Origin of the sequence: Paenibacillus curdlanolyticus YK9 (genome assembly GCF_000179615.1) — a bacterium.
GTDB lineage: Bacteria > Bacillota > Bacilli > Paenibacillales > Paenibacillaceae > Paenibacillus_T > Paenibacillus_T curdlanolyticus.
Genome location: NZ_AEDD01000008.1, coordinates 39,102 through 63,113 on the forward strand (window position 1 = coordinate 39,102; position 24,012 = coordinate 63,113).

The following is a 24,012-nucleotide window of genomic DNA, read 5'->3' on the forward strand; positions in this document are numbered from 1 at the left end:
TATCGAATGTCATGAGGTTCGCGCTTCCCGCTCTTGGCAGTTGGTCTGAAGGCGCGTACGAATGAGGGTGGAACCACGAGTATACAAGCACTCGTCCCTTTGCGGGACGGTGCTTTTTTTGTTGTTTCCAGGCACCCCTCGCTAAACTTGTTGGATGTGAATAACGCATATACGCAGAGGAGAATGAACATGGCAATTCAAGTAACGCTGCCGGACGGCGCAGTCCGGGAATACGAGTCAGGCGCAACGATTGACGATGTTGCTGGGTCGATTAGCAAAGGGCTTCAAAAAAACGCAGTTGCAGGCAAAATTGACGGAAAAGTCGTTGATATTTATACGCCGATCGAAGCGGATGCGAAAGTAGAGATCGTAACGCTGGATTCCGCGGACGGTCTGGAAGTGTACCGCCATAGTACGGCTCACTTGATGGCGCAAGCGATCAAACGCCTGTACGGCAATACAGCGGTTAAGCTCGGCATCGGACCTGTTATCGAAGACGGCTTCTACTACGATATCGATCTGGAGCAATCGCTGACGCCTGAGGATCTTGTGAAAATCGAGAAGGAAATGGCCAAAATCGTCAAAGAAGACCTGCCGATCCGCCGCCGTGTCGTTGGCCGTGAGGAAGCGATCGCGACGTTCACGGAGCTGGGCGACCCGCTTAAGCTTGAGCTTATCCGCGACCTGCCCGAAAATGTTGAGCTGACGATTTATGACCAAGGCGAATTTTTCGATTTGTGCCGGGGCCCGCATCTTCCGTCGACAGGACGCATTAAGGCATTTAAGCTGCTGAGCATTGCCGGCGCTTACTGGCGCGGCGATTCCAAGAACAAAATGCTGCAGCGCATTTACGGCACTGCTTTCCCTAAGCAGGCGCAATTGGACGAGCATCTTCATTTTCTCGAGGAAGCGAAGAAGCGGGATCACCGCAAACTGGGCCGCGAGCTGAAAATGTTCACGTTCTCTCGCGAAGTCGGCCAAGGCTTGCCGCTATGGCTGCCGAACGGTGCGCGCGTACGCCGTACGATGGAGCGTTATATCGTCGATCTCGAGGAACGACTGGGCTATTCCCATGTATATACGCCGGTTCTCGCGAACGTTGAGCTGTATAAAATTTCAGGACACTGGGAGCACTATTCGGAGGACATGTTCCCTCCGATGGCGCTTGATAACGAGGAGCTTGTGCTTCGTCCGATGAACTGTCCGCACCATATGATGGTTTACAAAAGCGACATGCGCAGCTATCGCGATCTGCCGATCCGCGTAGCAGAGCTTGGTACGATGCACCGCTACGAAATGTCCGGCGCGCTGACAGGGCTGCACCGCGTACGCGCGATGACGCTGAACGATGCGCACATCTTCTGCCGTCCGGATCAGATCAAAGAGGAGTTCGCGCGCGTTATTAACTTAATCCGTCAAGTGTACGCAGACTTCGGCATCAAGGAATACCGATTCCGCCTGTCGTACCGTGATCCGCAGGATACGGAGAAATATTTCCCCGACGACAACATGTGGGAAATGTCGCAGCGCATGCTTCGCGAGGTTGTCGAAGAGCTTGAGCTGCCATTCTTCGAAGCAGAAGGCGAAGCGGCGTTCTACGGTCCGAAGCTGGACGTGCAGATCAAGACGGCACTTGGCAAGGAAGAGACGCTATCGACGGCTCAGCTGGATTTCCTGCTGCCTGAACGGTTCGAGCTGGAGTATGTGGGTGACGACGGCAAGAAGCATCGTCCTGTCGTTATCCACCGTGGCATCATTAGCACGATGGAGCGCATGACGGCTTACCTGCTTGAGAACTTCGCTGGCGCGCTGCCGCTGTGGCTGTCCCCGATGCATGCTCGCGTCATTCCGGTATCGTCCGCATACGATGGTTACGCGCGCGAAGTGGAAGAGAAGCTGCTTGCAGCTGGCGTTCGCGCAGAGTCGGATTTGCGCAACGAGAAGCTTGGCTATAAAATCCGCGAGGCGCAGCTCGAGAAGCTGCCTTACATGCTGATCGTAGGCGACAATGAAGCGCAAGCTGGCACCGTATCGGTCCGTAAACGCGGCGAAGGCGATATTGGATCGAAAGAGGTTAGCGAGCTGATTGCGCTCCTGACGGAAGAGATCGCAACGAAAAAAGTGTAATCGATCCAGCAACGGATCAGATGGTATGAAAATGATGGTTGAGCGGCCCTGGGAATGGGCTGCTAAACCATCATTTTTTTTGTGCATAATCGGAAAGCGAATGGGGCAACCTTCTTCATAAGGAGGAGATAACTTATGTTATCAAGCTTCGCTCGGGTACGGCTTCGTGCTGCCTCATTCCTATGCCTAGCGACATTTGCTGCCAGCGCAGCGTTAGTAGGCTGGGAAGGGGGGACGCTAACCGTAAACGCAGCAGTCATCGACAAAGCCGATGGCGATGAATTAGAAGGGCCGGCGACCGTTGAGGTCGTGGCGACCGGCTATACCGCAGGTGTCGAATCGACAGGCAAACGCCCGGGACACCCGCAATACGGCATTACTTATTCTGGGGTTAAAGTGAGACGAGGCCGAATGTCGACGATAGCAGCCGACCCCAAAGTTTTTCCAATCGGCACCTTGCTGTACATTCCGAATTATGGCTATGGCGTAGTGGCGGATACAGGCTCTGCAATTAAAGGTAAACGAATCGACCTGTATTTTGAGTCGATCAAGCAAGTATATTCACAATGGGGCAAGCGTAAAGTGAAGGTGCGAGTACTCAAGAAAGGGAATGGCAAGCTATCGCAAGCATGGCTTAATTCCGTGAACGAGGCACTGGCCGCTAGCCGCTCCATTCCGCAGGCTTATCTAGAATCTTAAACGGCGATGCTGCCGGCTAACATAATGGAGAATGTATTCGTCTATAGCAAGAGCCCCTGTGCCGTCGACACAGGGGCTCTTGCTATACCTTTAGAAAACCTCAAAGCCGTTGCCGGCTTTAAAACGCTTAATGACGAGCTGCGTTTCGACGTTCACGACGCCCTGCAGCGTATAAATTTTTTCGTACAAAAACTTTTCTACATCTTCTTCGTCTTTCAGCTGGGCATGCATATGCAGCGTTGTCGGTCCAGTCATTTGGTAGATGCTGATGACGCATGGCTCTTCCGCCAATTGGTTGCCGACCTGCTCTACAAAACGAGGTTCTACAACGACTTCAAAGAAAGCAGACACCGCTTTGCCAAGCTTGGCGACGTTTACACGAATCGTAAAATGCTCGATGATGCCATCTTCAATAAGCGATTCGACTCGCTTCTGGATGGCAACGCGCGATAAGCTTAACGATTCTCCGATTTTCGCATATGGCAGCCGCCCGTTTTCTAGCAGCAGATCGACGATTCGTTGATCAATTCCGTCCAAATGTGGAAGCACCATAAGCAGTCCACCTTTCCTTCTGTATGTAATAAAACATAACATAAAAATGCTTGTTTGGAAATAGAACTTTCGAAAACCGATGATCAAGGTTGTATTTCACCGCATTTGACGTCAACCAGAGGGCATCTATATAATATGAAGATAGAATAGTTAACATTGGAATTCTGTCGATTCATTATTGAGACGATTCGATAATAAAATTCGTAAAATGAGTTTACGAACGAAAGGGGAATGATCGGTGAAGGTTGCTGATTTGAATCAAATGCCGAAGGAAACGTTTATGGAGGCAGTGGGCTGGGTTGTAGAGCATTCGCCATGGGTGATGGAGCGGGTCTACGAGAAACGGCCGTTTCACAATGTCGAGCAAATGCACGGGGCGTTAAAGCAAGTTATCGCAGCGCTTGATGAAGCCGATAAGGTGAAGCTTCTTCGCAGCCATCCGGATTTAGGCAGTCGGCTTCAGATGACGGACGCGTCGGTAGCTGAGCAGAGCGGTGCGGGATTGGATCGCTTGTCTCCTGCGGAATACGAGCAGCTTGTTGCGTTAAATACCCGTTATACGGCTGCTTTCGGCTTTCCTTTTATCCTGGCGGTCAAAGGAAAAACGAAGGCTGACATTATAGAAGCGATGATTAAGAGGGTGGAGAACACAAGGGCGGATGAGTTGCAAACGGCGATTAACGAAATAGGCAAGATTACAGGTTTCCGCCTCGCAGATCGTGTGCAAGACGAAGTGTGAGTTGAAAATGTGAGCAATTTGAACGCGTAGGCCGAGCTGCCTATGCGTTTTTTATAATGGAAGGAAATATGACGAGGATTTTAAATAATCAGGAGGATTATGACATATCATGTCGAATAAAGTGACATTGGTGGGTTTATTGGATTGAAGGCAAACATCAGACGTGGGAGTGAAGACATATGGCAATCGGACTACAAAAGTTGTGGAAAAGAGGCAGCGCAGCGTCGATCGCTAGTCATTCAGAGGGGGCGTCAGCAGACAAACGGATGTTGGCAAGATTGTTTAATGAATCGGAAGTCATTTCTAATCAATTGCAGGCTGCTGTAGTTGAAGTAAATTCATCGATCGGGCGATTAACCTACGTGGCCGATCATTCCTCCGAGCAGGAGGCGCTGCTGCATGCTCGAAGCAGCCAGGCGGTGTCGCGTATCGAGGAGGCTTTTTCCGCGCTGCAAGAGGTTGCTTCTGCAGCCGACGAGATTAGCGCAGCTTCGTCAAGGCTGAACGTCGAGAGCAAGGATGCCAAGGACGTTGTACTTGATGTTTGCCGCTCCTTGCAGGCTACGGATCAGGTTATGAACGATCTAACGGGGCATAATCAGTCGATGGAGTCGCATTTTAGGTCGCTGATCGACCAAATGTCCAATATTTATGAAATCAACACGTTTATCCAAGATATCGTATCCCAAACGTCGTTGCTGGCGCTTAACGCCTCGATTGAAGCGGCGCATGCAGGAGAGTATGGCAGGGGGTTCTCTGTCGTTGCACAGGAAATCAGAAAGCTGGCAGATCAGAGCCATGCGGCAGTACGTCGTTCGACCGGCATCGTCGATCAGATTGAGCAAGGGATTCAGAATGTGGTGCAATCCGTCGAGCAAGAACGACTGGCAGTCGAGCGCGGCGTGGCCGAGATGGCCAAAAATAAGGAAAGAATGGACATTATTTTTCAACGTATTACTGAAGTGGATCGATTGGTTGGGCATACGGACAAGGCGAGCACGCAGCAAGCCGGGCATATGGAGGAGCTGTCCCAGATGCTGAAGGAGGTTGTTGATTCTGTGAACGAGACGCTGAGCAGTGTCGATGGCACCATTGCGATTTCGCAGCAGCAGCGCCAGCAAATTTCCAAGCTGGGACTCGTTAGTCGCAACTTGAATAAAACATCGGATGAGTTGGGACAAACCTTGCGCCAAATCGGCTATCGTTCCGAAGCGACAACGGTCAGCGTAGATGCGACGGAGTTGCTGAGATGGCTGCAAGCGGAAGCGTCCAATCCTGAGATTAGTGCGATGGACGAGCTCGCGCATGAACGGGTGCTCACGGCGCTTCTGCGCGGCAAAGCGGATATTGAGGCGATCTGGTCCAATCGAGCGGATGGAACATTCGTATTCTCGTTGCCGGAGGCTGGGCTTGTGAATGCCAATGGGCGCGACTGGTGGAAGCGATCGATGGAAGGGAAGGCGTTTACGTCCGACGTTTATATATCGGCGATTACGAAGCGGCCTTGCGCAACGATTGCTGTTCCGGTGTATGATCAAGAGGGGCAGCCGATCGGTGTCATTGGAGCTGACATCAGAGTCAAGGAACTCAACGAATCGACATAAAAAGTTGCGAGACGAAATGATTTTAGGGGTTTTCAAATCGTTTTGGTTCATGTAAAATGGTGATATTGATCAAATGTAATGTATTATTACATGAAAGAGTCAGGTGAATTGACGTGACTGATCCCATTCCTACAATGAGCGCGTTTGGTTTGAAAGCTCCTAATAAGCCTGCGGACGTTGTCCCGTTTTTGGATGCTTACATCGCTAAGAAAGAAGCGGAGATTGCCGAGATTGAAGAGATGGTAGAACGTTATGAGAAGCGCCGATTGAAAGAAGAGCGCGCTTATCAGGCAATGTCCTCGTTTCGTCGGTTGCTGTCAGGAAGAAAGCCTGCGCATCATCTCGCTGTCGAATATATTCATTACGTAAAAAAGCCGATGGAAAAAGCGCGCAAGCTTCGAATAGAAGCTGAACGGGCGCGCCATCTGCTGGATAGCCCGGATTCTTCGGTTGAGAAGCTGTCTGCACTGGAGACGTTGACGTAATGCAAATGAAAACGCCCTGTATCTGATGAGAATCAGACAGGGCGTTCTTTGTTGCGATTGTGGAGCGTATAAGCTAATGAGGGCGCTCTTGCTTGAGTCGTTCGAGATCGAGGAAGTCATGCTCTTGGCTGTAAGCTGGAACGCCGTGGATGCCGACGTCGAGACCGACGAGTTCCTCGTCCTGGCTCACGCGTACGCGTACAAATTTATTAATGATTTTGAGCGAGATCCATGTGAGCGAGAATCCCCACACGCATACGACGACAAGGCCGAGCGTCTGGATGCCGAGCAATTGCCAGCCGCCGCCATAGAAGAGGCCGTAGTAGCCTTGTCCGACTTGGGAAGTCAGCTCCTCCTTAGCGAACAGGCCGAGGGCGATCGTGCCGATGCTTCCGCTTATGCCGTGGACGGCGAATGCGCCGACAGGATCGTCAATCTGGCGCGACTCCAGCCATTCCGTGGCAAGCAGCATGGCAATGCCGCAGATAATGCCGATCAGGATGGCGACATCGTCAGATACATATGCGCAGCCTGCGGTTATGCCGACAAGCCCTGCGAGCGAGCCGTTGATGACCATGGGCGGATCGGCTTTTTTGTAACGGAACATTGTAAATAGGATACAAGCTGCGCCCCCTGCGGCAGCGGACAGCATGGTTGTAACTGCGATATGGCCGATTGAACCGTTCGTGGCGCTCATCGTACTACCGGAATTAAAGCCGAACCAGCCGAACCATAGAATGAACGCTCCGACAGAAGCGAGTGGCAGGTTGGAGGGCGGGACGATGTTGGCTTGTCCATCTGCTGAAAACTTGCCGATGCGCGGTCCGATGAAGATGGCTGCGGCCAAGGCTGCGAAGCCGCCCAAGCCATGAATGACGGCGGAGCCGGCGAAATCGAGCATGCCAAGCTTTCCTAACCAGCCGCCAACTGCCCAGATCCAGTGGCCGGCGATCGGATAGATAAGTCCAGTCATAGCAATCGTAAACAAAATATAAGCACGGAAGTTGATGCGTTCAGCTACTGCGCCTGATACGATAGAAATGACCGCGATTACGAATGCGCTTTGGAATAACCAATAGGTATCGAGTGAAACGTTAAGCTTGATGTGGGACAGATCGCCGTTCATGAAAAATCCAGATAGACCGACGAAGCCTCCGGCATCTTTGCCGTGCATGAGTGCGAATCCGAAAGCGAAATAAATGAGAGCTCCGAAGGTAATATCGACAAATACTTTCATAATAATGCTGACGGCATTTTTTTGGCGGACGAACCCGGCCTCCAGCAATGCGAAGCCGCCTTCCATCAACAAAATCATTGCAGCGGTGAGTACAATCCAAATCGTATCAAGGCCTTGCGATAAGGTTAACAAATCCATATGCGGCTCACTCCTATTTGATCAAGCTACACGTCAGGTTTTATACAAAATATGAAGCCGAAATTTATTATAAGTTTACGAAGTTAACTATGTCAACACGATATGTAACAATACGTTACATAAATTAATGAATTCTGTTAAATCGTGAAGGCTCGGTCTCAAGACGGATACGGGGTTCAACCACGCGACGGTTAACGAAACGTAAACCTTTCGTTATAATCAATCGTAACAACGGCATATTTAGGAGCTGAACGAGAATGAATGGACGACAATACGCAAGTCGTTTCCTGTGGGGATTGTTTATCGTCGCGTTAGGAAGCGGCTTTCTACTTAAGCAGTTCGGCATTATCGACTTCGACATTGGAGAAATTGCCTCCACATTTTGGCCTGTCGTCTTAATGTTTGCCGGATTGAACGGATTATTATTCGCGAGCAGCGTTGGATCGGCCATTTGGAGCGGAGGGGTCATGTTCTCGATCGGCTTCATCTTCCTTGGCCGCAATCTGGATTGGTTCGAATGGTCAGTGGGCGATCTGATGAGATTTGTAGGCCCTGTGATCCTTATCATGTTCGGCCTCAATATGATTTTCAAACCGAAGCATTACGGCAAGCGCGAATATGACAAGAGGGACGATTGGCAATCCTTCAAGCCGACTGGTTATGTGCCGCCCGCGCCGCCGCTGCATCCAGATCCGACCGCATACCCAGGCACGCCTGATGCGATAGGGCAGGAGGAGCCAGCGCCTCCGTCGCCTCCCAATCCGCCAACAGGTCCAAACTTGAGCAAGGAGCCGAATCATAAGTATGAGAGCCGACATGCTCAGCATCTCGCGGATCGTCTGAACCGGCATCAGCAGAAAATCGAGCGAAAAATGGAACGCATTCATCAGAAAATCGAGCGCCATGCAGGGGGCTCCTACCGGAAGCATCGCAATCCATGGGAGCGAGTGGAATGGTGGGATAATGATCCGAATACGCAGACTCGTTCCGGATTTATTGGGGATATTCATATCGGCAACGACCACTGGGAGCTGAAGCCTCTGAACATTTCCCATTTTGTAGGGGACACTGTGCTTGATTTGACGAAAGCTCAAATTCCGGCAGGCGAGACGAAGATCACGATTTCATCCTTTATTGGGGATGTCAAAATCTACTTGCCTAACGATTACGAGATTGGCATTCACGTCGTATCAAGCGCTTTTATCGGCGATGCGCGGGTGCTTGACATGCGGGATTCGAGACTGTTCCGCAGCATGGATGTTGAAAGTCCCTATTATAAGGAAACGGAAAAACGGATTAAACTGGTGTGCAGCACATTTATTGGTGATGTACGGGTGACGAAGGTAGGGTGAATGCGGCATGATGGTTCGGTTGTTTCGCAGCGGTAAGCTAGAAATCATTGCACTGTTCGCCGTGTCCGCCCTGCTGTCGGCAGGAAGCATGTACGCGCTTCGCGGATGGTTCTCGGATGTTAGCGGCATAAAGGGGTTTGAATTCGGCCTCAGTGTGATTGGGGTCATTCTGCTCGTAAGTTCGGGATTTGGTTATTGGACGGCGCAGACGATTCAGAGGCGTGTTGACGCTCTGCATCTGGCAATCAAACAAGCAAATAACGGGAATTGGGCTGTGCGGCTGCCCGCTAGCGGTGCACGATCCTTCGAGGCGGTTAATACGGAGTTTAATGAAATGGCTGCCATGGTGGAGGAGCGTTTGCAGTTGGTTCAAATCGCCGGAGAAGAGCAGGTTATGCGGGAGATGGCGTCTAATGAGGCTGCCGTGCATGAAGAACGCAAGCGTCTCGCGAGAGATCTGCATGATACGGTCAGCCAACAGTTGTTCGCCATTCATATGTCCGCTTCGTCCTTGCCCAAGTTGTTAGAGCTCAGGGCGGACCATGCGGCTGAAGTAATGAAACAGTTGATTGCTATGTCGACGACCGCTCAGAAGCAAATGCGAGGTTTTATTGCCCAACTGCGGCCAATGGAGCTGGAGGGGCGGTCGCTGCAGCAGGCGTTGGACAAGTGGTTTCCGGATTATTGCCGCCAGAATCAGCTGCAAGGCGAGATGGACTGGCGAGTCATCGATCCGTTGTCGGAAGCGAAGGAGCATCAGCTCTTCCTAATTATACAAGAAGCGATGGCTAACATCGTGAAGCATGCCCGGGCGCATCGGGCCGTACTGACGCTTTCGGAGACCGACCATCAAATCATCATGACATTGCAGGATGACGGGGTAGGGTTTAGGCCGGAAAATGTGCGCGAAGGCTCTTACGGACTATCGACTATGCGCGAGCGCGCACAGAAGCTTGGCGGAGATGCGATTCTCTGGAGTAAGCCTGGCGGCGGAACGCGCATTCGGGTCACGATACCGAAATATACGGATAAGCGAGGTTTGATGGATGACGGTGACGGGGAAAAGTAGCTATACGGTAATGATCGTAGATGATCATGATATGGTTCGAGCCGGCTTGAAAACCTACCTGATGCTAGAGCCAAAGTTTGAGGTCATTGCGGAAGCGGGCAACGGGGAAGAAGCGCTCCGCGTGCTGAATGAAATCGAAACGCTGCCGGATCTCATTCTAATGGATTTAATGATGCCCATCATGGACGGCGTGCAAGCGACAGCAGCGATTATGGAACGGTTTCCTGATTTGAAAATCGTCATGCTGACTAGTTTCCTGGAGGATGATAAAGTGTTGGCCGCGGTAGAGGCGGGAGCGGTGAGCTACGTCTTGAAGACGGTTTCGGCCGAGGAGCTTATCTATGCGTTGACTGGCGCGGTCAAAGGAATGCCAGTCATGACATCAGACGTCTCTCAAGCGCTGACGCGCGGGCTTCGGCAGCGTTCTGCACAAGGGGCTGACGAGGGGCTGACCGAGCGTGAGAAGGAAGTGCTGCTGCTGATCGCGGACGGAATGGCGAACAAGGAAATTGCAGAAGAGCTGCACATTAGCATCAAGACGGTTAAAACGCATGTCAGCAACTTACTAATGAAATGCGAGCTGGAAGACCGGACGCAGTTGGCTGTTTATGCGCATCGCAAGGGCTGGGCGAAACCGCAGGTTTAAATGAAAATAAAAGTGCCGAGAAGTCCGTTGGACTTTCTCGACACTCTTGAGACAGCTCTAATGGAGCTGTCTTTTTTCTTGAATTAATTTCGACGCGCCTAGGGGATGCTAACTAAATGAATGTATTTGTTATTTTATATTTCAATTTTTATGATAATTAAATGATTTTTTTGTTTGTTCAGTGTGGTATTCTTATTTTGCGAAAGCTCTTCAAGATTGAATATAATATGCGATGCAGGAGGTCATACGTGGCTAACGATAAAGTGGAAGATTTATTGAAGTATATGGGGAGCAGCCCTAGACCGGATAATTTCGATACTTATTGGATCAGAGCATTGAAGGAGTTAGACAGTCAGTCACTTGAATATGAGTTGGTGCCAGCAAAGTTCCAAACCTCGGTTGCGGAATGCTACCACCTCTACTTTACAGGCGTCGGCGGAGCACGCATACATGCGAAATACGTGAAGCCTATTCAGTCGACCGGTAAGGGGCCAGGCGTTGCCCTGTTTCACGGTTATCACTCTAACAGTGGGGATTGGTTCGATAAAGTTGCTTTTGCGTCTCACGGGATTACGGTGCTGGCAATGGACTGCCGCGGTCAAAGCGGGCTTTCCGAAGATAATCTGTGTGTAAGGGGAACAACCTTGAAGGGGCATATCATACGGGGGATCGATGAGGAAGATCCGGACAGGCTGTATTATCGCAATGTATTCCTTGATCTGGTTCAAACGGTTCGAATCCTGCAATCATTGGAACAAGTGGATCCAAGCCGTATTGGGGTACATGGCTGCTCCCAAGGCGGCGCGTTGACCTTAGCTTGCGCTGCACTTGAGCCGACGGTAAAACTGGCGATTTCGGTATATCCGTTTCTTTCGGATTATAAGAAGGCCTGGGAGATGGAGGCTGTTTCTTCAGCCTATGAAGAGATAGCATACTACTTCCGTTTTATGGACCCTGTTCATTCTCGCCAGGATGACGTATTTGATAAGCTTGGTTATATTGATATCCAAAATCTAGCGGACCGTATACAAGCTAAGGTTATTTTTGTCACCGCTTTGGCAGACTCCATTTGTCCGCCTTATACGCAATTCGCTGCTTATAACAAGATTCAGTCGGAGAAGGAGCTGGTCGTGTACCATGAGTACGGCCATGAATATTTGCCTGATTTGAGTGATCGGGTACTCCAAGCGTTTTTGAAGCTATAAAATTTGGATCTCTGTCAAGAAGCCCTTTGTTTTTGTCGGTTGGCATAAAGCGGAAGCAAGCAGGACAACCTACGGCTATATAGGATGTTACCATCTCGCGGTGCGACGAGCCGCGCAGTTCGAAAGGGGTTTATGCTAGTGATACCGCTGGAGTCCGACATTCAATCGAGAGAATATGCATTTGTGGAAGCTAAAGAACGGCTGGAGCAGCAGGATTTCACGCTCGGAGGCAATTGGGATTATGAGAAAGGATCATTTGACCGCTCCCTTGATGAAGCGAATAAAGTATGGCTTCGGCTGCCGTTTGAGGTGTTGTCCGGCGCGATCGATAATCTGGATTCGGATAATGATGCGACGATCAGGCTCGGTACGCCTTACGTGCTCAAGCATGTATACAATGAAGGCAACGATGAGGAAGCGTCGGTTCGCATTGCCGGCAGCTTGATCGACCAGTTCCAATCGCCCGTTGATCCGGATGCGAAGATCGAGGCGAAATGGATCGATAAAGCGAAGCAAGTATTGTCTGGCGCAGAACAAGGATTGCTGCTGCATTAGTTCTGCATTTCTCATATATCTAGCAGCCTCTTGGTGCGCGTTCTTTTTGAACGAGCTGAAGAGGCTGTTTTTTATAGGCTTTCATCATCCTTTTAATTCTTTTTAAGTTTGTTTTAAGGTAGAATGTGCATGATAGAACTATAGAAACGGCAATCATTTGTTTGGAGGGATTTCAAAATGGACGATCAGAACAAAAAAGGATCTTTTGATGATTTTTTCGCAAATAAGCCCGATCACAATAGCGATCGCAATGATAACGAGCAGACGCGAGCATCTAGCCAGCCGCATGAGCAGCATCATGATGATATAGACAGCCAGCAAGGCGGCGATTCATCTTCCAATAAGTCCTCGTATTATTATTCTTACGGGCCGTTCAAGCCAGGCGCGCAGGACGGCAGATACAACAGCTTCCGCCAGCAGCCTGAATCAGGTGAGCACCCGGAAGACGAGCTGCCGGAGGATGAGCAATATGATCGCGGACAAGTCGTGACGCCCCAAGCGGCTGCTTCGGAGACGGAGCAAGATCCAGAAAACGTGATCGTATCGTCGCCGCAGCTTCGTTCACTAGCGCCAGTAGCGGCAACGCGCAATGGATGGCAGGTGAAGGAGAAGCGCAAGTCTCCTTTGAGGGCTGTATTTATCGCATTTTTAGCAGGCGTGCTTTCAGTGGGCGGCTTGATGTATGCAGCGGATTCGAACAACTGGTTTACGGGCAAAGAATCGCTAGCGGCGAGCGGGACGGTTCAGACGGGAACGAACGTATCCAGCGACGGCTCGGGCGCCGGCGTATCGAATGCAGCCGATGTCGTTCGACCGAACAATATTGCCAAAATTTTCGAACAAGCGAGCCCAGCCGTTGTTAAGGTTGAAACGTATGTCAAGCAGCAGCAACGCGCAAGCAACGGCGGCGGAATGTTTGACGATCCTTTCTTCCGCCAATTTTTCGGTGACGATACTCCCAATGGCGGCAACGGAAACGACCAACAACAGAACCAGTCGCAGGGCCAGCTGACGCCAGCGGGCATTGGTACAGGATTCTTCTTTGACCAAAGCGGCTATATTCTAACGAATCAGCACGTTGTTGCTGACTCGGATGAGATTCAAGTAACTGTGCAGGGCTATGATAAGCCGTTTACGGCCAAGCTGCTCGGTTCAAGCTATGAGCTCGATCTTGCGGTGCTGAAGGTCGAAGGCGCGAAGCCTTTCCCAACGCTGGCGCTAGGCAGCTCCGATGGCATCAATATCGGTGATTGGGTCATTGCGATCGGCAACCCATATGGCTTTGACCATACGGTCACGATCGGCGTATTGAGCGCGAAGGAACGTCCAATCGATATTCCGGATGAAAACGGCACGCGTCAGTATAAGCATTTGCTGCAAACGGATGCTTCGATTAACCCGGGCAACTCCGGCGGCCCGCTGCTTAATCTGAAGGGCGAGGTTGTCGGCATCAATACGGCAGTCAGTTCGCAGGCGCAAGGGATTGGCTTCGCCATTCCGACGAGTACGATTCAAGAGGTGCTTGAGAGCCTGAAAAACAACAAAGAGATACCGAAAGCGCCAGTGCCGTTTATCGGCGTGGAGCTGCAGAATATGACGGAGGAATACGCGAAACAGCTCGGTCTAAGCTCGACTGATGGCTCGTTGGTAAGAGCAGTAACCTTCAAATCACCGGCTTATTTGGCAGATGTTCGCCAATACGACGTTATCACAGGTGCAGATGGTACGAAATACGCGTCCTATGATAAGCTTGTAGAGGCGATTCAGAAGCATCAAGTAGGCGACAAGATCGTCCTGAACGTTATTCGAAACGGCAAGAATATCGATTTGACCGTTGAAATTGGCAACAGAAACGACTTTAACGTTGAACAGCAGCAGCAGCAGCAACAGCAGTTGCAGCCATAATAGAATGAAAAGGGAGACGCAGGCCGGCGCATAACCGCCTGCGTTTCTTGTCGTAGGGGGCATGAAGGATGAGACAACGGATTTTTGTAGTGGATGATGATGAGAAAATAACGTCGCTGCTGCGGCGAAGCCTTGCGTTCGAAGGGTACGAGGTGACGATTGCAAACGATGGTCAGGAGGGGCTTAAGCTGATGGGACAGTCCGATCCGGACCTGCTTATCCTCGATGTAATGATGCCGCAAATGGATGGCTGGGAAGTATGCCGGCGCGTCCGAGAAGCGGGCAGCGGCGTTCCGGTGCTTATGCTGACGGCGATGGACGATGTTCAAGATCGTGTCAAAGGGCTGGATCTCGGCGCAGATGATTATTTGGTCAAGCCGTTTGCGCTTGAGGAGCTGCTGGCGAGAGTCAGGGCGCTGCTGCGGCGCAAGCCGGATCGGCAAGAGACCGATGGCAGGCTGCAATTCGAGGATATGACGCTGGATCTGGACTCGCGGGAGGCGATTCGCGGAGGCAGGCGAATCGATTTGACCGCGAAGGAGTTTGATTTGCTTCATCTGTTCATGCAGAATCCGCGCCGCGTTTTGACGCGCGACTCCATTATGGACAAGATATGGGGCTACGATTACAGCGGCGAATCGAATGTGTTAGAGGTTTATATCGCCATGCTGCGCCAAAAAACGGAGGACGGCACGGCGAAGCGCCTCATACAAACCGTCCGTGGGACAGGCTATGTGCTGCGCGGGGAAGGCGGCTAAACAGCATGACGATACGACTTCGACTTACGTTATGGTACTCGGGGTTGCTTGCGGTGGCGTTAATGCTGCTTTGCGGCTCCATTTATTTTTTTACTTATTATAATTCTTATGGCGAAGTTCATTCGCGGCTTGAAGCCGGGGCGAAGGAGCTGCTGGAGGAGAGCAGGGGCGTCTGGGGTGAGGGGATTCATCTAAATCGCCTGACGCGATCGTCGATTCAAAGCGAGTTATACGTGCAGCTTGTGAATATGAGCGACAAAAATATCGTGGACAAATCCAACAATATGTTGTCCAACAATCTCCAATTTCCAATACCGAACGATACAAGCCTGGACGACGCCGTATACCGTAAAGTAAAAGCGGATGGCTATCCGTTCATGTTATGCGAAATTACGCTCGTCAGCCAAAGCACTAATGAGAAGTGGGTCGTCCAGATCGGCGCATTCACTGGCAGCCAGGCGGATTATTTGTACGACCTGCGCAATATATTAATCATTTCGTCATTGGCGGCGGTCATCATCGCCTTTACGATCGGGATGTTTCTCGCACGCCAAGCGCTGCGGCCAATCGAGAACGTCATTCAAGCCTCGCGCAAAATCGAAACCGGCTCCGATCTGACGCACCGGATTCCGCGCGAATCGCCGAATGACGAGATTGGCCGATTGACCGATACGCTGAACGGGATGCTCGGCCGCATGCAAAACGCCTATAACGAGCTGGACGAGGCCTATAACTCGCAGCGAAGATTCGTGTCTGACGCATCGCATGAGCTGCGCACGCCGCTGACGACGATACGCGGAAATATTGAATTGCTGGAGCGGATGTGGCGTCCGGCGCTTGAGCCGCAAGATGGCAAAGTCGTGGCACTATCAGAGGAAGAGGCGGATCGTCAAGCGATGACTAGGGAGGCGATGCGCGACATTGCAGAAGAAGCGATTCGCATGAGCCGGCTTGTGAACGATCTGCTGTCGCTGGCCCGCGCGGATGCAGGCTTCGTTATGGAGAAGTCTAATGTTGAATTGATGCCTATTGTAGAGGATGTGTGCAGGCGCGCCCAGCATTTGCCTAGAAAAGCAGAATGGATCATCGGCGATTATTCGCAGCTGCAGGATGTGCGTGTTTATGGCAATCCTGATTTTTTAAGGCAGCTCTTGTTTATTTTTATTGAGAATGCGTTCAAATACACGCCAAGCGGAACGGTCGAGCTGACAGCCATTCGACAAGATGACCGTGCGGGCATCGTGGTCCGAGATACCGGAATCGGAATGAAGGGCGACGAGGTACCGAAAGTATTCGATCGGTTCTATCGAGCCGATGTATCCAGAGGCAAAACGTCGGGCACTGGGCTTGGATTGTCCATTGCCAAATGGATCATCGATGAGCATAACGGCTTCGTCGAGGTGACGACGCGCGAGGAGGAAGGAAGCACCTTTACCGTATGGCTGCCCGTTGCCTTTTCTCGACAACATGAATCAGGTATAATGGAGTGAACGGATAACCGACCGAGCTAGCGGGTTGGGCAGAAAGCAGGTGTTTCTTTCATGGAAGTCGTCAAAATATCACCGCGCGGCTATTGCTATGGCGTCGTTGATGCGATGGTTCTAGCATTGCAAACAGCTCGAAATTTAGATTTGCCTAGACCGGTTCATATCTTGGGCATGATTGTGCATAATGCGCATGTAACGGACGCGTTCGAGAATGAGGGCATCATTACATTGGATGGTCCTAACCGGCTTGAAATATTGGAGCAAATTAAGGAAGGCACGGTTATCTTTACCGCGCACGGCGTTTCGCCGGAAGTTCGCCGTCGTGCCGTCGAGAAGGGGCTGACTGTCGTCGATGCGACTTGTCCGGATGTGACGAAGACGCATGATCTCATTAATGAGAAGACGGCAGATGGCTACGATATCATTTACATTGGCAAGAAGGGCCATCCTGAGCCGGAAGGCGCAATCGGCATCGCGCCGGATCGCGTTCACATTATTGAGAACGAACAGGATATCGCGGAACTGGAGCTTAGCAAAGAGCGACTGCTCATTACGAATCAAACGACGATGTCGCAATGGGACATTCGTGTTCTGATCACGAAGCTGCTGGAGAAGTTTCCGAAGGCTGAGATCCATAATGAAGTTTGTCTTGCTACGCAAGTTCGCCAAGAAGCAGTAGCGCAGCAGGCGGATCAGGCACAGCTTGTTCTTGTCGTCGGAGACCCAAGAAGCAATAACTCGAATCGCCTTGCGCAGGTCTCGGAAGAAATCGCTGGAGTCAAGGCATACCGAGTGTCGGATCTCAGCGAGGTCGATATCGAGTGGCTTAAAGGGCTTGAGCGTGTCGCGGTTACTTCCGGCGCTTCAACGCCGACGCCGATTACGAAGGAAGTTATCGCATTCGTTGAGCAATTTGATTCTAACGATCCGACTACATGGGAGAAGGTTCGTACCATCAATATGAACAAGCTGCTCCCGACTATTCGTACGAAATCGGCGGGCGCGTAAAATGAGGGCCATGGAGCGGGGCGGCAAGCGGAAACCGGGCAACGGTACGTCTGCACGTGACCGTGGGCGCAAGCCGCTGCAGTTGAAGCGTTGGTTTCGTCATAAGCTATTGATGCTCTTGCGCGCGCCTGGCGGGGCTGCGTTCGTAGCGCTCGGATTTTCGATCGGCATTGCAATTGAGATGGTTACGCTGCCTACAATGGGTCTTGCGTTTTTCCTCATCTTCCCATTGGTCTACTTGCTGCGTGCAAGCATGGCGGGAGCGCTTGTTGGCTTCCTTATCGGGAAAGTCATATTTATTCCCATTGCTTTCCTTAGCGGGATCGTTGGGGGATGGATTCTTCCAGCCCATTTGCATGTGCATATTTCATTTTTGCCGCACTTCGTCAACAAGTTTATCGGATATAACTTGAAGTTAATCGTAGGCGGCCTTATTAACGGCATTCTGTTGGGCATCTTGTTCTATTTCCCTGTAAGGCAGAGCATCTCGTTCTTTACGGAGCGCAGGCGCAAGAAACGGAAGGAACGTCGTACAGATACGCTGGCATCCAAGCCAGCGGTCGAATAAGCGCAAGCGGCAGTCTTAGCAGCTATAAGCTTGCTAGAGGCTGCCGTTTTTTATTCCGAAAGGACAGCTTGCTCGGAAAGAAAATGATTTTATGCCGCAGGGGTTGACGAAAAGTCCGTTCATCCTGTATATTTGCTTTAGCGGTTAAAAGCATAAAAGCCACAAAGCATAAAAGCATACAAGCGTTGAAGCGCGAAACTATCATTTATTGAATGTCTACTATAATCAATATGATCTTAAAGGGAGATGGATCGAATGATCGTAATTACACAGTCCAATATTACCGAGGAACGTATCGCAGAGATTGTGCACCAAATTGAAAAGACAGGCGTGCAAGCGCATGTATCGCGCGGAACGGACCGTACGGTAATCGGCATCATCGGCAAAGCCGAGCCGACGCTCGCTGAACATTTGCGCCAGCTTAAGGGCGTAGACAATGTCATTAAGATTTCCAAGTCATACAAATTGGCTAGCCGAGAGTTCCATCCGGACGACACGATCATCGAGTCTAAAGGGGTCAAAATTGGCGGCGAGCATTTGGTTATTATGGGCGGCCCTTGTGCGGTTGAAACGCCTGAGCAAATCAACGAAATCGCACGACTTGTGAAGAATGCAGGCGCTCAAGTGCTTCGCGGAGGCGCATTCAAGCCACGCACAGGGCCATACAGCTTCCAAGGCGTTGGCGTAGAGGGCTTGAAGATGATGGCGGATGCAGGCGAGAAGCACGGACTGCTTACGATCACGGAAGTGATGACGCCGGAATACGTCGACGTATGCGCAGAATACGCAGACATCCTTCAGGTCGGCACGCGCAACATGCAAAACTTTGACTTGCTTCGCAAGCTAGGCACGATTAACAAGCCAGTCCTTCTGAAGCGCGGCTTCAGCGCTACGTATGATGAATTCCTCAACGCGGCGGAATATATCCTTGCAGGCGGCAATCCGAATGTTATGCTTTGCGAGCGCGGAATCCGAACGTTCGAAACGTACACGAGAAACACGCTCGACCTGTCTGCCATTCCGGTTTTACAATCGCTCAGCCACCTTCCGGTCATTTCCGACCCGAGCCATGGCACGGGAAGAAGGGAATTGGTGGAGCCAATGTCCAAAGCATCGGTTGCAGCCGGCGCGAACGGCCTTATCGTCGAAATGCATACAGATCCGGATAATTCGATGACAGGTGATGGGGTGCAATCGTTATTCCCTGATCAATTCGCAAACTTATTGAAGGATTTGGAGAAACTTGCTTCATTGGTAGGCAAGCGATTTGATACGCCAAAACAACCGGCAGAAGCATTCGCAACTTGGGCAAAATAGACATGCCATCAACTGGAAAAAAAAGCGCGAACCCCTTGCACAGCAAGGGGTTCGCGCTTTTTTCATAGGCGGTGTCAAGCAGCCAAATGTGAATATTTATAAAAACCTGTAAGCATACCTAACACAAGCGCAAAAAATACCTGACATAAGTCTTGACCACCCAAAAGCCTGAGTTTTATAATAACCACATAGTACGAAGGAAACTTGAACGTTTCAAGTTCAAACTAACCTAAATGTTCGGAAATGGGAGGCTTTCATTCATGTCAGTTCAAAACGTCTTGAACACGATTAAAGAGAACAATATCCAATTCGTAGATTTCCGCTTCGTAGACCTCGCGGGCCGTGCGCACCACATCACGCTGCCAGCAACTGAGGTTGACGCTGATACTTTCGTTAACGGTGTAGCATTCGACGGCTCCTCGATCGAGGGCTTCCGCGGCATCGAAAACTCTGACATGGTAATGATGCCGGATACGGAATCCAGCTTCATCGATCCTTTCACTGATCATCCAACTTTGAATATTATGAGCAACATCCATACGCCAGAAGGCGAGCGTTATGACCGCGACCCGCGTTCGATCGCTCAAAAAGCTGAAGAATTCCTGCAAACGACGGGTATCGGTACGACGGCATTCTTCGCGCCAGAATCCGAATTCTTCATCTTCGACGACGTTCGTTATGAGAGCGGCATGAACAAATCATACTTCGAAGTTGACTCGGAAGAGGCAGCTTGGAACACGGGTCGTAAAGAAGAAGGCGGCAACCTGGGCTTCAAAGTTGGCGTAAAAGGCGGCTATGTGCCAGTTGCTCCAGTTGACTCCCAACAAGATATCCGCAGCGAAATGGTTCGCGTTATGCAAGAATCCGGCCTGCGCGTAGAACGTCACCACCACGAAGTGGCAACGGCTGGTCAAGCAGAAATCAACTTCCGCTTCGACACGCTGACGAAAACAGCTGACAACCTGATGAAATACAAATACATTACGCACAATGTTGCTCGCCAATACGGCAAAGTTGCAACGTTCATGCCTAAACCGCTCTTCGGCGACAATGGTAGCGGCATGCACGTTCATATGTCGATCTTTGACGGCGATTCACCTTTGTTCTACGAAAAAGGCGCTTATGCTAACCTGAGCCCGCTCGCTATGCACTACATCGGCGGTATCCTGTACCATGCTCCAGCGCTGATCGCACTGACGAACCCATCGACGAACTCGTTCAAACGTCTCGTTCCGGGTTACGAAGCGCCGGTTAACCTCGTATTCTCCAAAGGTAACCGTTCCGCTGCAGTACGTATTCCAATCGCAGCAGTTACGCCTAAAGGCTGCCGTATCGAGTTCCGTACGCCGGACTCCACGGCTAACCCATACCTTTGCTTCGCAGCTATGCTGCTCGCAGGTCTGGACGGCATCAAACGCAAAATCGATCCAGTTGCATTGGGCTATGGTCCTTTCGACAAAAACATCTACGAGCTGTCCGATGAAGACAAAAAAGAAATCCGCAGCGTACCAGGCACGCTCGACGAAGCGCTTAACGCTCTCGAAGCTGACTATGAGTTCCTGACGGAAGGCAATGTCTTCACGAAAGAGTTCATCGACAACTATGTTGCAGTTAAACGCAACGAAGCAAAAGCAGTATCGATCCGTATCCATCCACACGAGTACGGCCTCTACTTCGACTGCTAATCTTAAGCACTTATATAAGCAATTCGAAGCGGACCCAACCGGGTCCGCTTTTTATTTTTACAAAATGCGCAAATTGGCGAAAAACCGAATATTTTCTTTGCATTAATCTTGTTTGTTCGACTTTTAGACACTTGAAGCGAGGGCTTAAACTTGCTATCATAGCGATAGCTAATGGAAACGGACTTGTCTCGGGTATAGTATTGAATAGGAGACTTCTCTATTTTCTTAAATCGAGGACAGGAGTGTTAACGGTGACGAAACGGGCTTTTAACTTTAACGCTGGACCAGCTGCATTGCCGCTGGAGGTATTGCAGCAAGCGCAAGAGCAATTCGTGGATTACAATGGTGCAGGTATGTCCATTATGGAAATGTCCCACCGCAGCGCGCTTTACGAGCAAGTGAACAATGAGGCGCAGTCGCTGCTTCGCGAATTGTTCGGAATTCCGTCGAATTATCACGTACTGCTGCTGCAAGGGGGCGCGAGCACGCAGTTCGCATCTGTTCCAATGAACCTGCTTCATGCCGGACAGACAGGTGCTTACGTAATGACGGGCAGTTGGGCAGATAAAGCGATTAAAGAAGCAAAGCTGTTCGGCGAAACAGCAATCGTTGCAACTTCGGAAAGCGACAAATTTAACCGCATCCCAGACTTGTCTTCGATTCAATTGCCTGACAATGCAGCATACCTGCATATTACGTCGAATGAAACGATCGAAGGCACGCAATTTACGTCGTATCCCGACACAGGCAATGTGCCTCTCGTAGCAGATATGTCGAGTGATATCTTGTGCCGCCCAGTCGACGTGTCGAAATTTGGTTTGATCTATGCTGGCGCTCAGAAAAACCTCGGACCATCGGGCGTAACGATCGTTATCGTTCGCGACGACCTGGCTGCTAACAGCCCTAAAACGATCCCGACGATGCTTCGTTACGACACGCATGTCAAAAACGACTCGTTGTACAACACACCGCCTTCGTTCTCGGTGTACATGGCGAACCTCGTGTTGAAATGGCTCAAAGGCAAAGGCGGCGTAGCAGCTGTTGAGCAATACAACCGTGATAAAACGAAATTGATTTACGATACGATTGACAATAGCGGCGGCTTCTACCGCGGATTCGCGCAACCAGAGAGCCGTTCCATTATGAACATCACGTTCCGCATCCATTCGGAAGAGCTGGAGAAGCTGTTCGTGAAGGAATCGGAAGCTGAAGGCTTCGTAGGATTGAAGGGACACCGCAGCGTAGGCGGCCTTCGTGCATCGACTTACAATGCTGTACCGCTGGAGAGCTGCCAAGCGCTTGCTCAATTTATGAGCGAGTTCCAAAAGCGCCACGGTTAAATAGCAGCGCTAATTTCTTGTAAATGAAAACAACCGCCCTTTTCGCTCATCGAGCTGGAAAGGGCGGTTGTCTGTCATGTGCGATTATTCGCTGGGCAAGGGCTACATGCCCGCCAGCGAAGTGGTGTCGATAGCGTGCGGGCCGGTCAGCTTGTAGCCGACGTTTCGTACGGTAATAATATACTCGGGCGTCCGTGCGTTTTTTTCGATTTTGTCGCGAAGATGGCTAATATGCACGTCCACGATGCGCGTATCGCCCAGGAAATGATAGTCCCACACGCCATGCAGCAGCTGTTGGCGGCTGAGCACTTTGCCGCGGTGGCGGCACAAGAAGACGAGGAGCTCGAATTCTTTGGGGGTCAGCTCGATCAGCTTGCCCTCGATACGCACCTCGCGCTGCTCAGGATATACCTTGAGACGGCCGTATTCATAGACGACGGTATCGTTGGAACCTGGCAGTGCTTGTACACGCCTGAAAATGGCTTGAATGCGAGAGATGAGCTCCTGAGGGCTGAAAGGCTTCGTCATATAATCGTCGGCGCCGTTATCGAGTCCAGAAATTTTATCGGTGACATCCTGAAGGGCAGTCAGCATGACGATGGGGACCGCGTTGTTCTGACGGCGAAGCTCACGGCACACTTGAATGCCGTCCATCTTAGGCAGCATGAGATCAAGGACGATAAGATCCGGTCGGAACGGCTTCAGATGCTCGAAGACGGCCTCACCGTCGTGTACGCAACGTACCTCGTAGCCAGCTAACTTCAAGTTAAACTCGATTAGCATTGAGATGGATGGTTCGTCATCGACGATTAATATTTTCTTCTTAAGCATCGTTCTAACCCCTTTGTTTCCATATTATTAACGCGCGTATGCTTGATCTGAGAAGGTTAAGCGGTGTTTGTTTACTGATTATAGGGGTAGACCGTATTCCTAAGATTATGGTAACGTTAACCGGATGTAAAAATCGGCAGCAAATAGCGAAAGGAATGACGTCAATGGCTTTTCATATCGTATTAGTGGAACCGGAGATTCCGGCCAATACAGGCAATATTGCAAGAACATGTGCAGCGACAGGAACTCATCTTCATCTGGTTCGCCCGCTCGGATTCCGTACGGACGACGCAACGCTTAAACGCGCGGGGCTGGATTACTGGTACGCTGTAAATCTGACTTATTACGATAGCTTCAGTGAAGTGGAGGAGCGCTTCAAGGGACATCGTTTCTTCTATGCAAGCACGCGGGCGAATAAGCGCTACAGCGATTTTGAGTATAAAGATGGCGATCTGTTCGTATTCGGCAAGGAGACGAAAGGGCTGCCGCAGGAGCTGCTCGATGCGAATCCGAATCAATTAATCCGGATGCCGATGACGGACAAGGTTCGTTCGCTCAATTTGGCGAATTCGGCTGCCATCGTTGTGTATGAAGCGTTGCGCCAAACAGATTTCCCTGGCATGCTGGACTAGCTTTGTTTCATCTTGTATCCAACGGGGTAAAAGAGACGAAACGCAAGTACGGCAAGTTGAACGCTTTCGGTAT

At 50.7% G+C, this 24,012-nt stretch carries 22 protein-coding genes; 19 read left to right on the forward strand and 3 right to left on the reverse strand.

Annotation, left to right across the window (positions count from 1 at the left end):
• Positions 1-189 precede the first annotated feature (189 nt).
• Both thrS and PAECUDRAFT_RS15070 read left to right on the forward strand, forming a co-directional pair.
• A complete protein-coding gene (gene thrS, locus PAECUDRAFT_RS15065; protein WP_006038968.1) occupies positions 190-2,127 on the forward strand; it encodes a threonine--tRNA ligase in 1,938 nt (645 codons plus the stop codon).
• Positions 2,128-2,262: 135 nt separating this feature from the next.
• Complete coding sequence (locus PAECUDRAFT_RS15070) at positions 2,263-2,826, forward strand: 3D domain-containing protein (RefSeq protein WP_006038969.1); 564 nt, start codon at positions 2,263-2,265, stop codon at positions 2,824-2,826.
• Between the two features lie 90 nt (positions 2,827-2,916).
• Here the strand turns inward: PAECUDRAFT_RS15070 and PAECUDRAFT_RS15075 are convergent, their stop codons facing one another.
• Positions 2,917-3,378, reverse strand: a complete 462-nt coding sequence (locus PAECUDRAFT_RS15075; protein WP_006038970.1) for an Lrp/AsnC family transcriptional regulator — start codon at positions 3,376-3,378, stop codon at positions 2,917-2,919.
• Positions 3,379-3,616: 238 nt separating this feature from the next.
• On the opposite strand from PAECUDRAFT_RS15075, the gene uraD reads away from it, so the two are divergent.
• From uraD to PAECUDRAFT_RS15090, 3 genes are all read left to right on the forward strand, one after another.
• Positions 3,617-4,117 (forward strand): 2-oxo-4-hydroxy-4-carboxy-5-ureidoimidazoline decarboxylase, encoded by a 501-nt coding sequence (uraD, locus tag PAECUDRAFT_RS15080; protein ID WP_006038971.1) that lies wholly within the window; start codon positions 3,617-3,619, stop codon positions 4,115-4,117.
• Positions 4,118-4,296: 179 nt separating this feature from the next.
• Entirely contained in the window at positions 4,297-5,721 is a 1,425-nt protein-coding gene (locus PAECUDRAFT_RS15085) for a methyl-accepting chemotaxis protein (RefSeq protein ID WP_006038972.1), read from the forward strand.
• A 113-nt stretch (positions 5,722-5,834) separates the two neighbouring features.
• Entirely contained in the window at positions 5,835-6,206 is a 372-nt protein-coding gene (locus tag PAECUDRAFT_RS15090) for a hypothetical protein (protein WP_006038973.1), read from the forward strand.
• Positions 6,207-6,279: 73 nt separating this feature from the next.
• On the opposite strand, the gene PAECUDRAFT_RS15095 is transcribed toward PAECUDRAFT_RS15090, so the two are convergent.
• Positions 6,280-7,581: an ammonium transporter gene (locus tag PAECUDRAFT_RS15095; RefSeq protein WP_006038974.1), complete on the reverse strand. Its 1,302-nt coding sequence runs from the start codon at positions 7,579-7,581 to the stop codon at positions 6,280-6,282.
• Positions 7,582-7,838: 257 nt separating this feature from the next.
• On the opposite strand from PAECUDRAFT_RS15095, the gene liaF reads away from it, so the two are divergent.
• From liaF to serC, 13 genes are all read left to right on the forward strand, one after another.
• The gene (liaF, locus tag PAECUDRAFT_RS15100) at positions 7,839-8,933 is read left to right on the forward strand and encodes a cell wall-active antibiotics response protein LiaF (protein WP_006038975.1); all 1,095 of its coding nucleotides are present in this window, start codon (positions 7,839-7,841) and stop codon (positions 8,931-8,933) included.
• Positions 8,934-8,940: 7 nt separating this feature from the next.
• Positions 8,941-10,002, forward strand: a complete 1,062-nt coding sequence (locus tag PAECUDRAFT_RS15105; protein WP_006038976.1) for a sensor histidine kinase — start codon at positions 8,941-8,943, stop codon at positions 10,000-10,002.
• Positions 9,980-10,648, forward strand: a complete 669-nt coding sequence (locus tag PAECUDRAFT_RS15110) for a response regulator (protein WP_006038977.1) — start codon at positions 9,980-9,982, stop codon at positions 10,646-10,648. Before PAECUDRAFT_RS15105 ends, PAECUDRAFT_RS15110 begins: the two co-directional genes overlap by 23 nt.
• 227 nt (positions 10,649-10,875) lie before the next feature.
• Entirely contained in the window at positions 10,876-11,853 is a 978-nt protein-coding gene (locus PAECUDRAFT_RS15115; protein ID WP_050794375.1) for an acetylxylan esterase, read from the forward strand.
• 132 nt (positions 11,854-11,985) lie between these two features.
• Entirely contained in the window at positions 11,986-12,408 is a 423-nt protein-coding gene (locus tag PAECUDRAFT_RS15120; RefSeq protein ID WP_006038979.1) for a YugN family protein, read from the forward strand.
• 177 nt (positions 12,409-12,585) lie between these two features.
• On the forward strand, positions 12,586-14,313 hold the full coding sequence (locus PAECUDRAFT_RS15125; RefSeq protein WP_006038980.1) for a S1C family serine protease: 1,728 nt from the start codon (positions 12,586-12,588) through the stop codon (positions 14,311-14,313).
• Between the two features lie 68 nt (positions 14,314-14,381).
• A complete protein-coding gene (locus tag PAECUDRAFT_RS15130; RefSeq protein ID WP_006038981.1) occupies positions 14,382-15,071 on the forward strand; it encodes a response regulator transcription factor in 690 nt (229 codons plus the stop codon).
• 5 nt (positions 15,072-15,076) lie between these two features.
• Complete coding sequence (locus PAECUDRAFT_RS15135) at positions 15,077-16,561, forward strand: sensor histidine kinase (protein WP_006038982.1); 1,485 nt, start codon at positions 15,077-15,079, stop codon at positions 16,559-16,561.
• Between the two features lie 51 nt (positions 16,562-16,612).
• Positions 16,613-17,566, forward strand: coding sequence for a 4-hydroxy-3-methylbut-2-enyl diphosphate reductase (locus tag PAECUDRAFT_RS15140; protein ID WP_006038983.1), 954 nt, complete (start codon positions 16,613-16,615; stop codon positions 17,564-17,566).
• A 1-nt stretch (position 17,567) separates the two neighbouring features.
• Complete coding sequence (locus tag PAECUDRAFT_RS15145; protein WP_006038984.1) at positions 17,568-18,134, forward strand: DUF2062 domain-containing protein; 567 nt, start codon at positions 17,568-17,570, stop codon at positions 18,132-18,134.
• Between the two features lie 255 nt (positions 18,135-18,389).
• Entirely contained in the window at positions 18,390-19,451 is a 1,062-nt protein-coding gene (aroF, locus tag PAECUDRAFT_RS15150; protein ID WP_006038985.1) for a 3-deoxy-7-phosphoheptulonate synthase, read from the forward strand.
• A 260-nt stretch (positions 19,452-19,711) separates the two neighbouring features.
• Entirely contained in the window at positions 19,712-21,136 is a 1,425-nt protein-coding gene (gene glnA, locus PAECUDRAFT_RS15155) for a type I glutamate--ammonia ligase (RefSeq protein WP_006038986.1), read from the forward strand.
• 251 nt (positions 21,137-21,387) lie between these two features.
• Positions 21,388-22,476: a 3-phosphoserine/phosphohydroxythreonine transaminase gene (gene serC, locus PAECUDRAFT_RS15160; RefSeq protein WP_006038987.1), complete on the forward strand. Its 1,089-nt coding sequence runs from the start codon at positions 21,388-21,390 to the stop codon at positions 22,474-22,476.
• A 102-nt stretch (positions 22,477-22,578) separates the two neighbouring features.
• Here the strand turns inward: serC and PAECUDRAFT_RS15165 are convergent, their stop codons facing one another.
• Positions 22,579-23,307: a response regulator transcription factor gene (locus PAECUDRAFT_RS15165; RefSeq protein WP_006038988.1), complete on the reverse strand. Its 729-nt coding sequence runs from the start codon at positions 23,305-23,307 to the stop codon at positions 22,579-22,581.
• Between the two features lie 164 nt (positions 23,308-23,471).
• Between PAECUDRAFT_RS15165 and trmL the strand changes: the two genes are divergently transcribed.
• Positions 23,472-23,939 carry a tRNA (uridine(34)/cytosine(34)/5-carboxymethylaminomethyluridine(34)-2'-O)-methyltransferase TrmL gene (trmL, locus tag PAECUDRAFT_RS15170; RefSeq protein WP_006038989.1) on the forward strand — a complete coding sequence of 156 codons (468 nt, stop codon included), beginning with the start codon at positions 23,472-23,474 and terminating at the stop codon, positions 23,937-23,939.
• Positions 23,940-24,012: the final 73 nt, after the last annotated feature.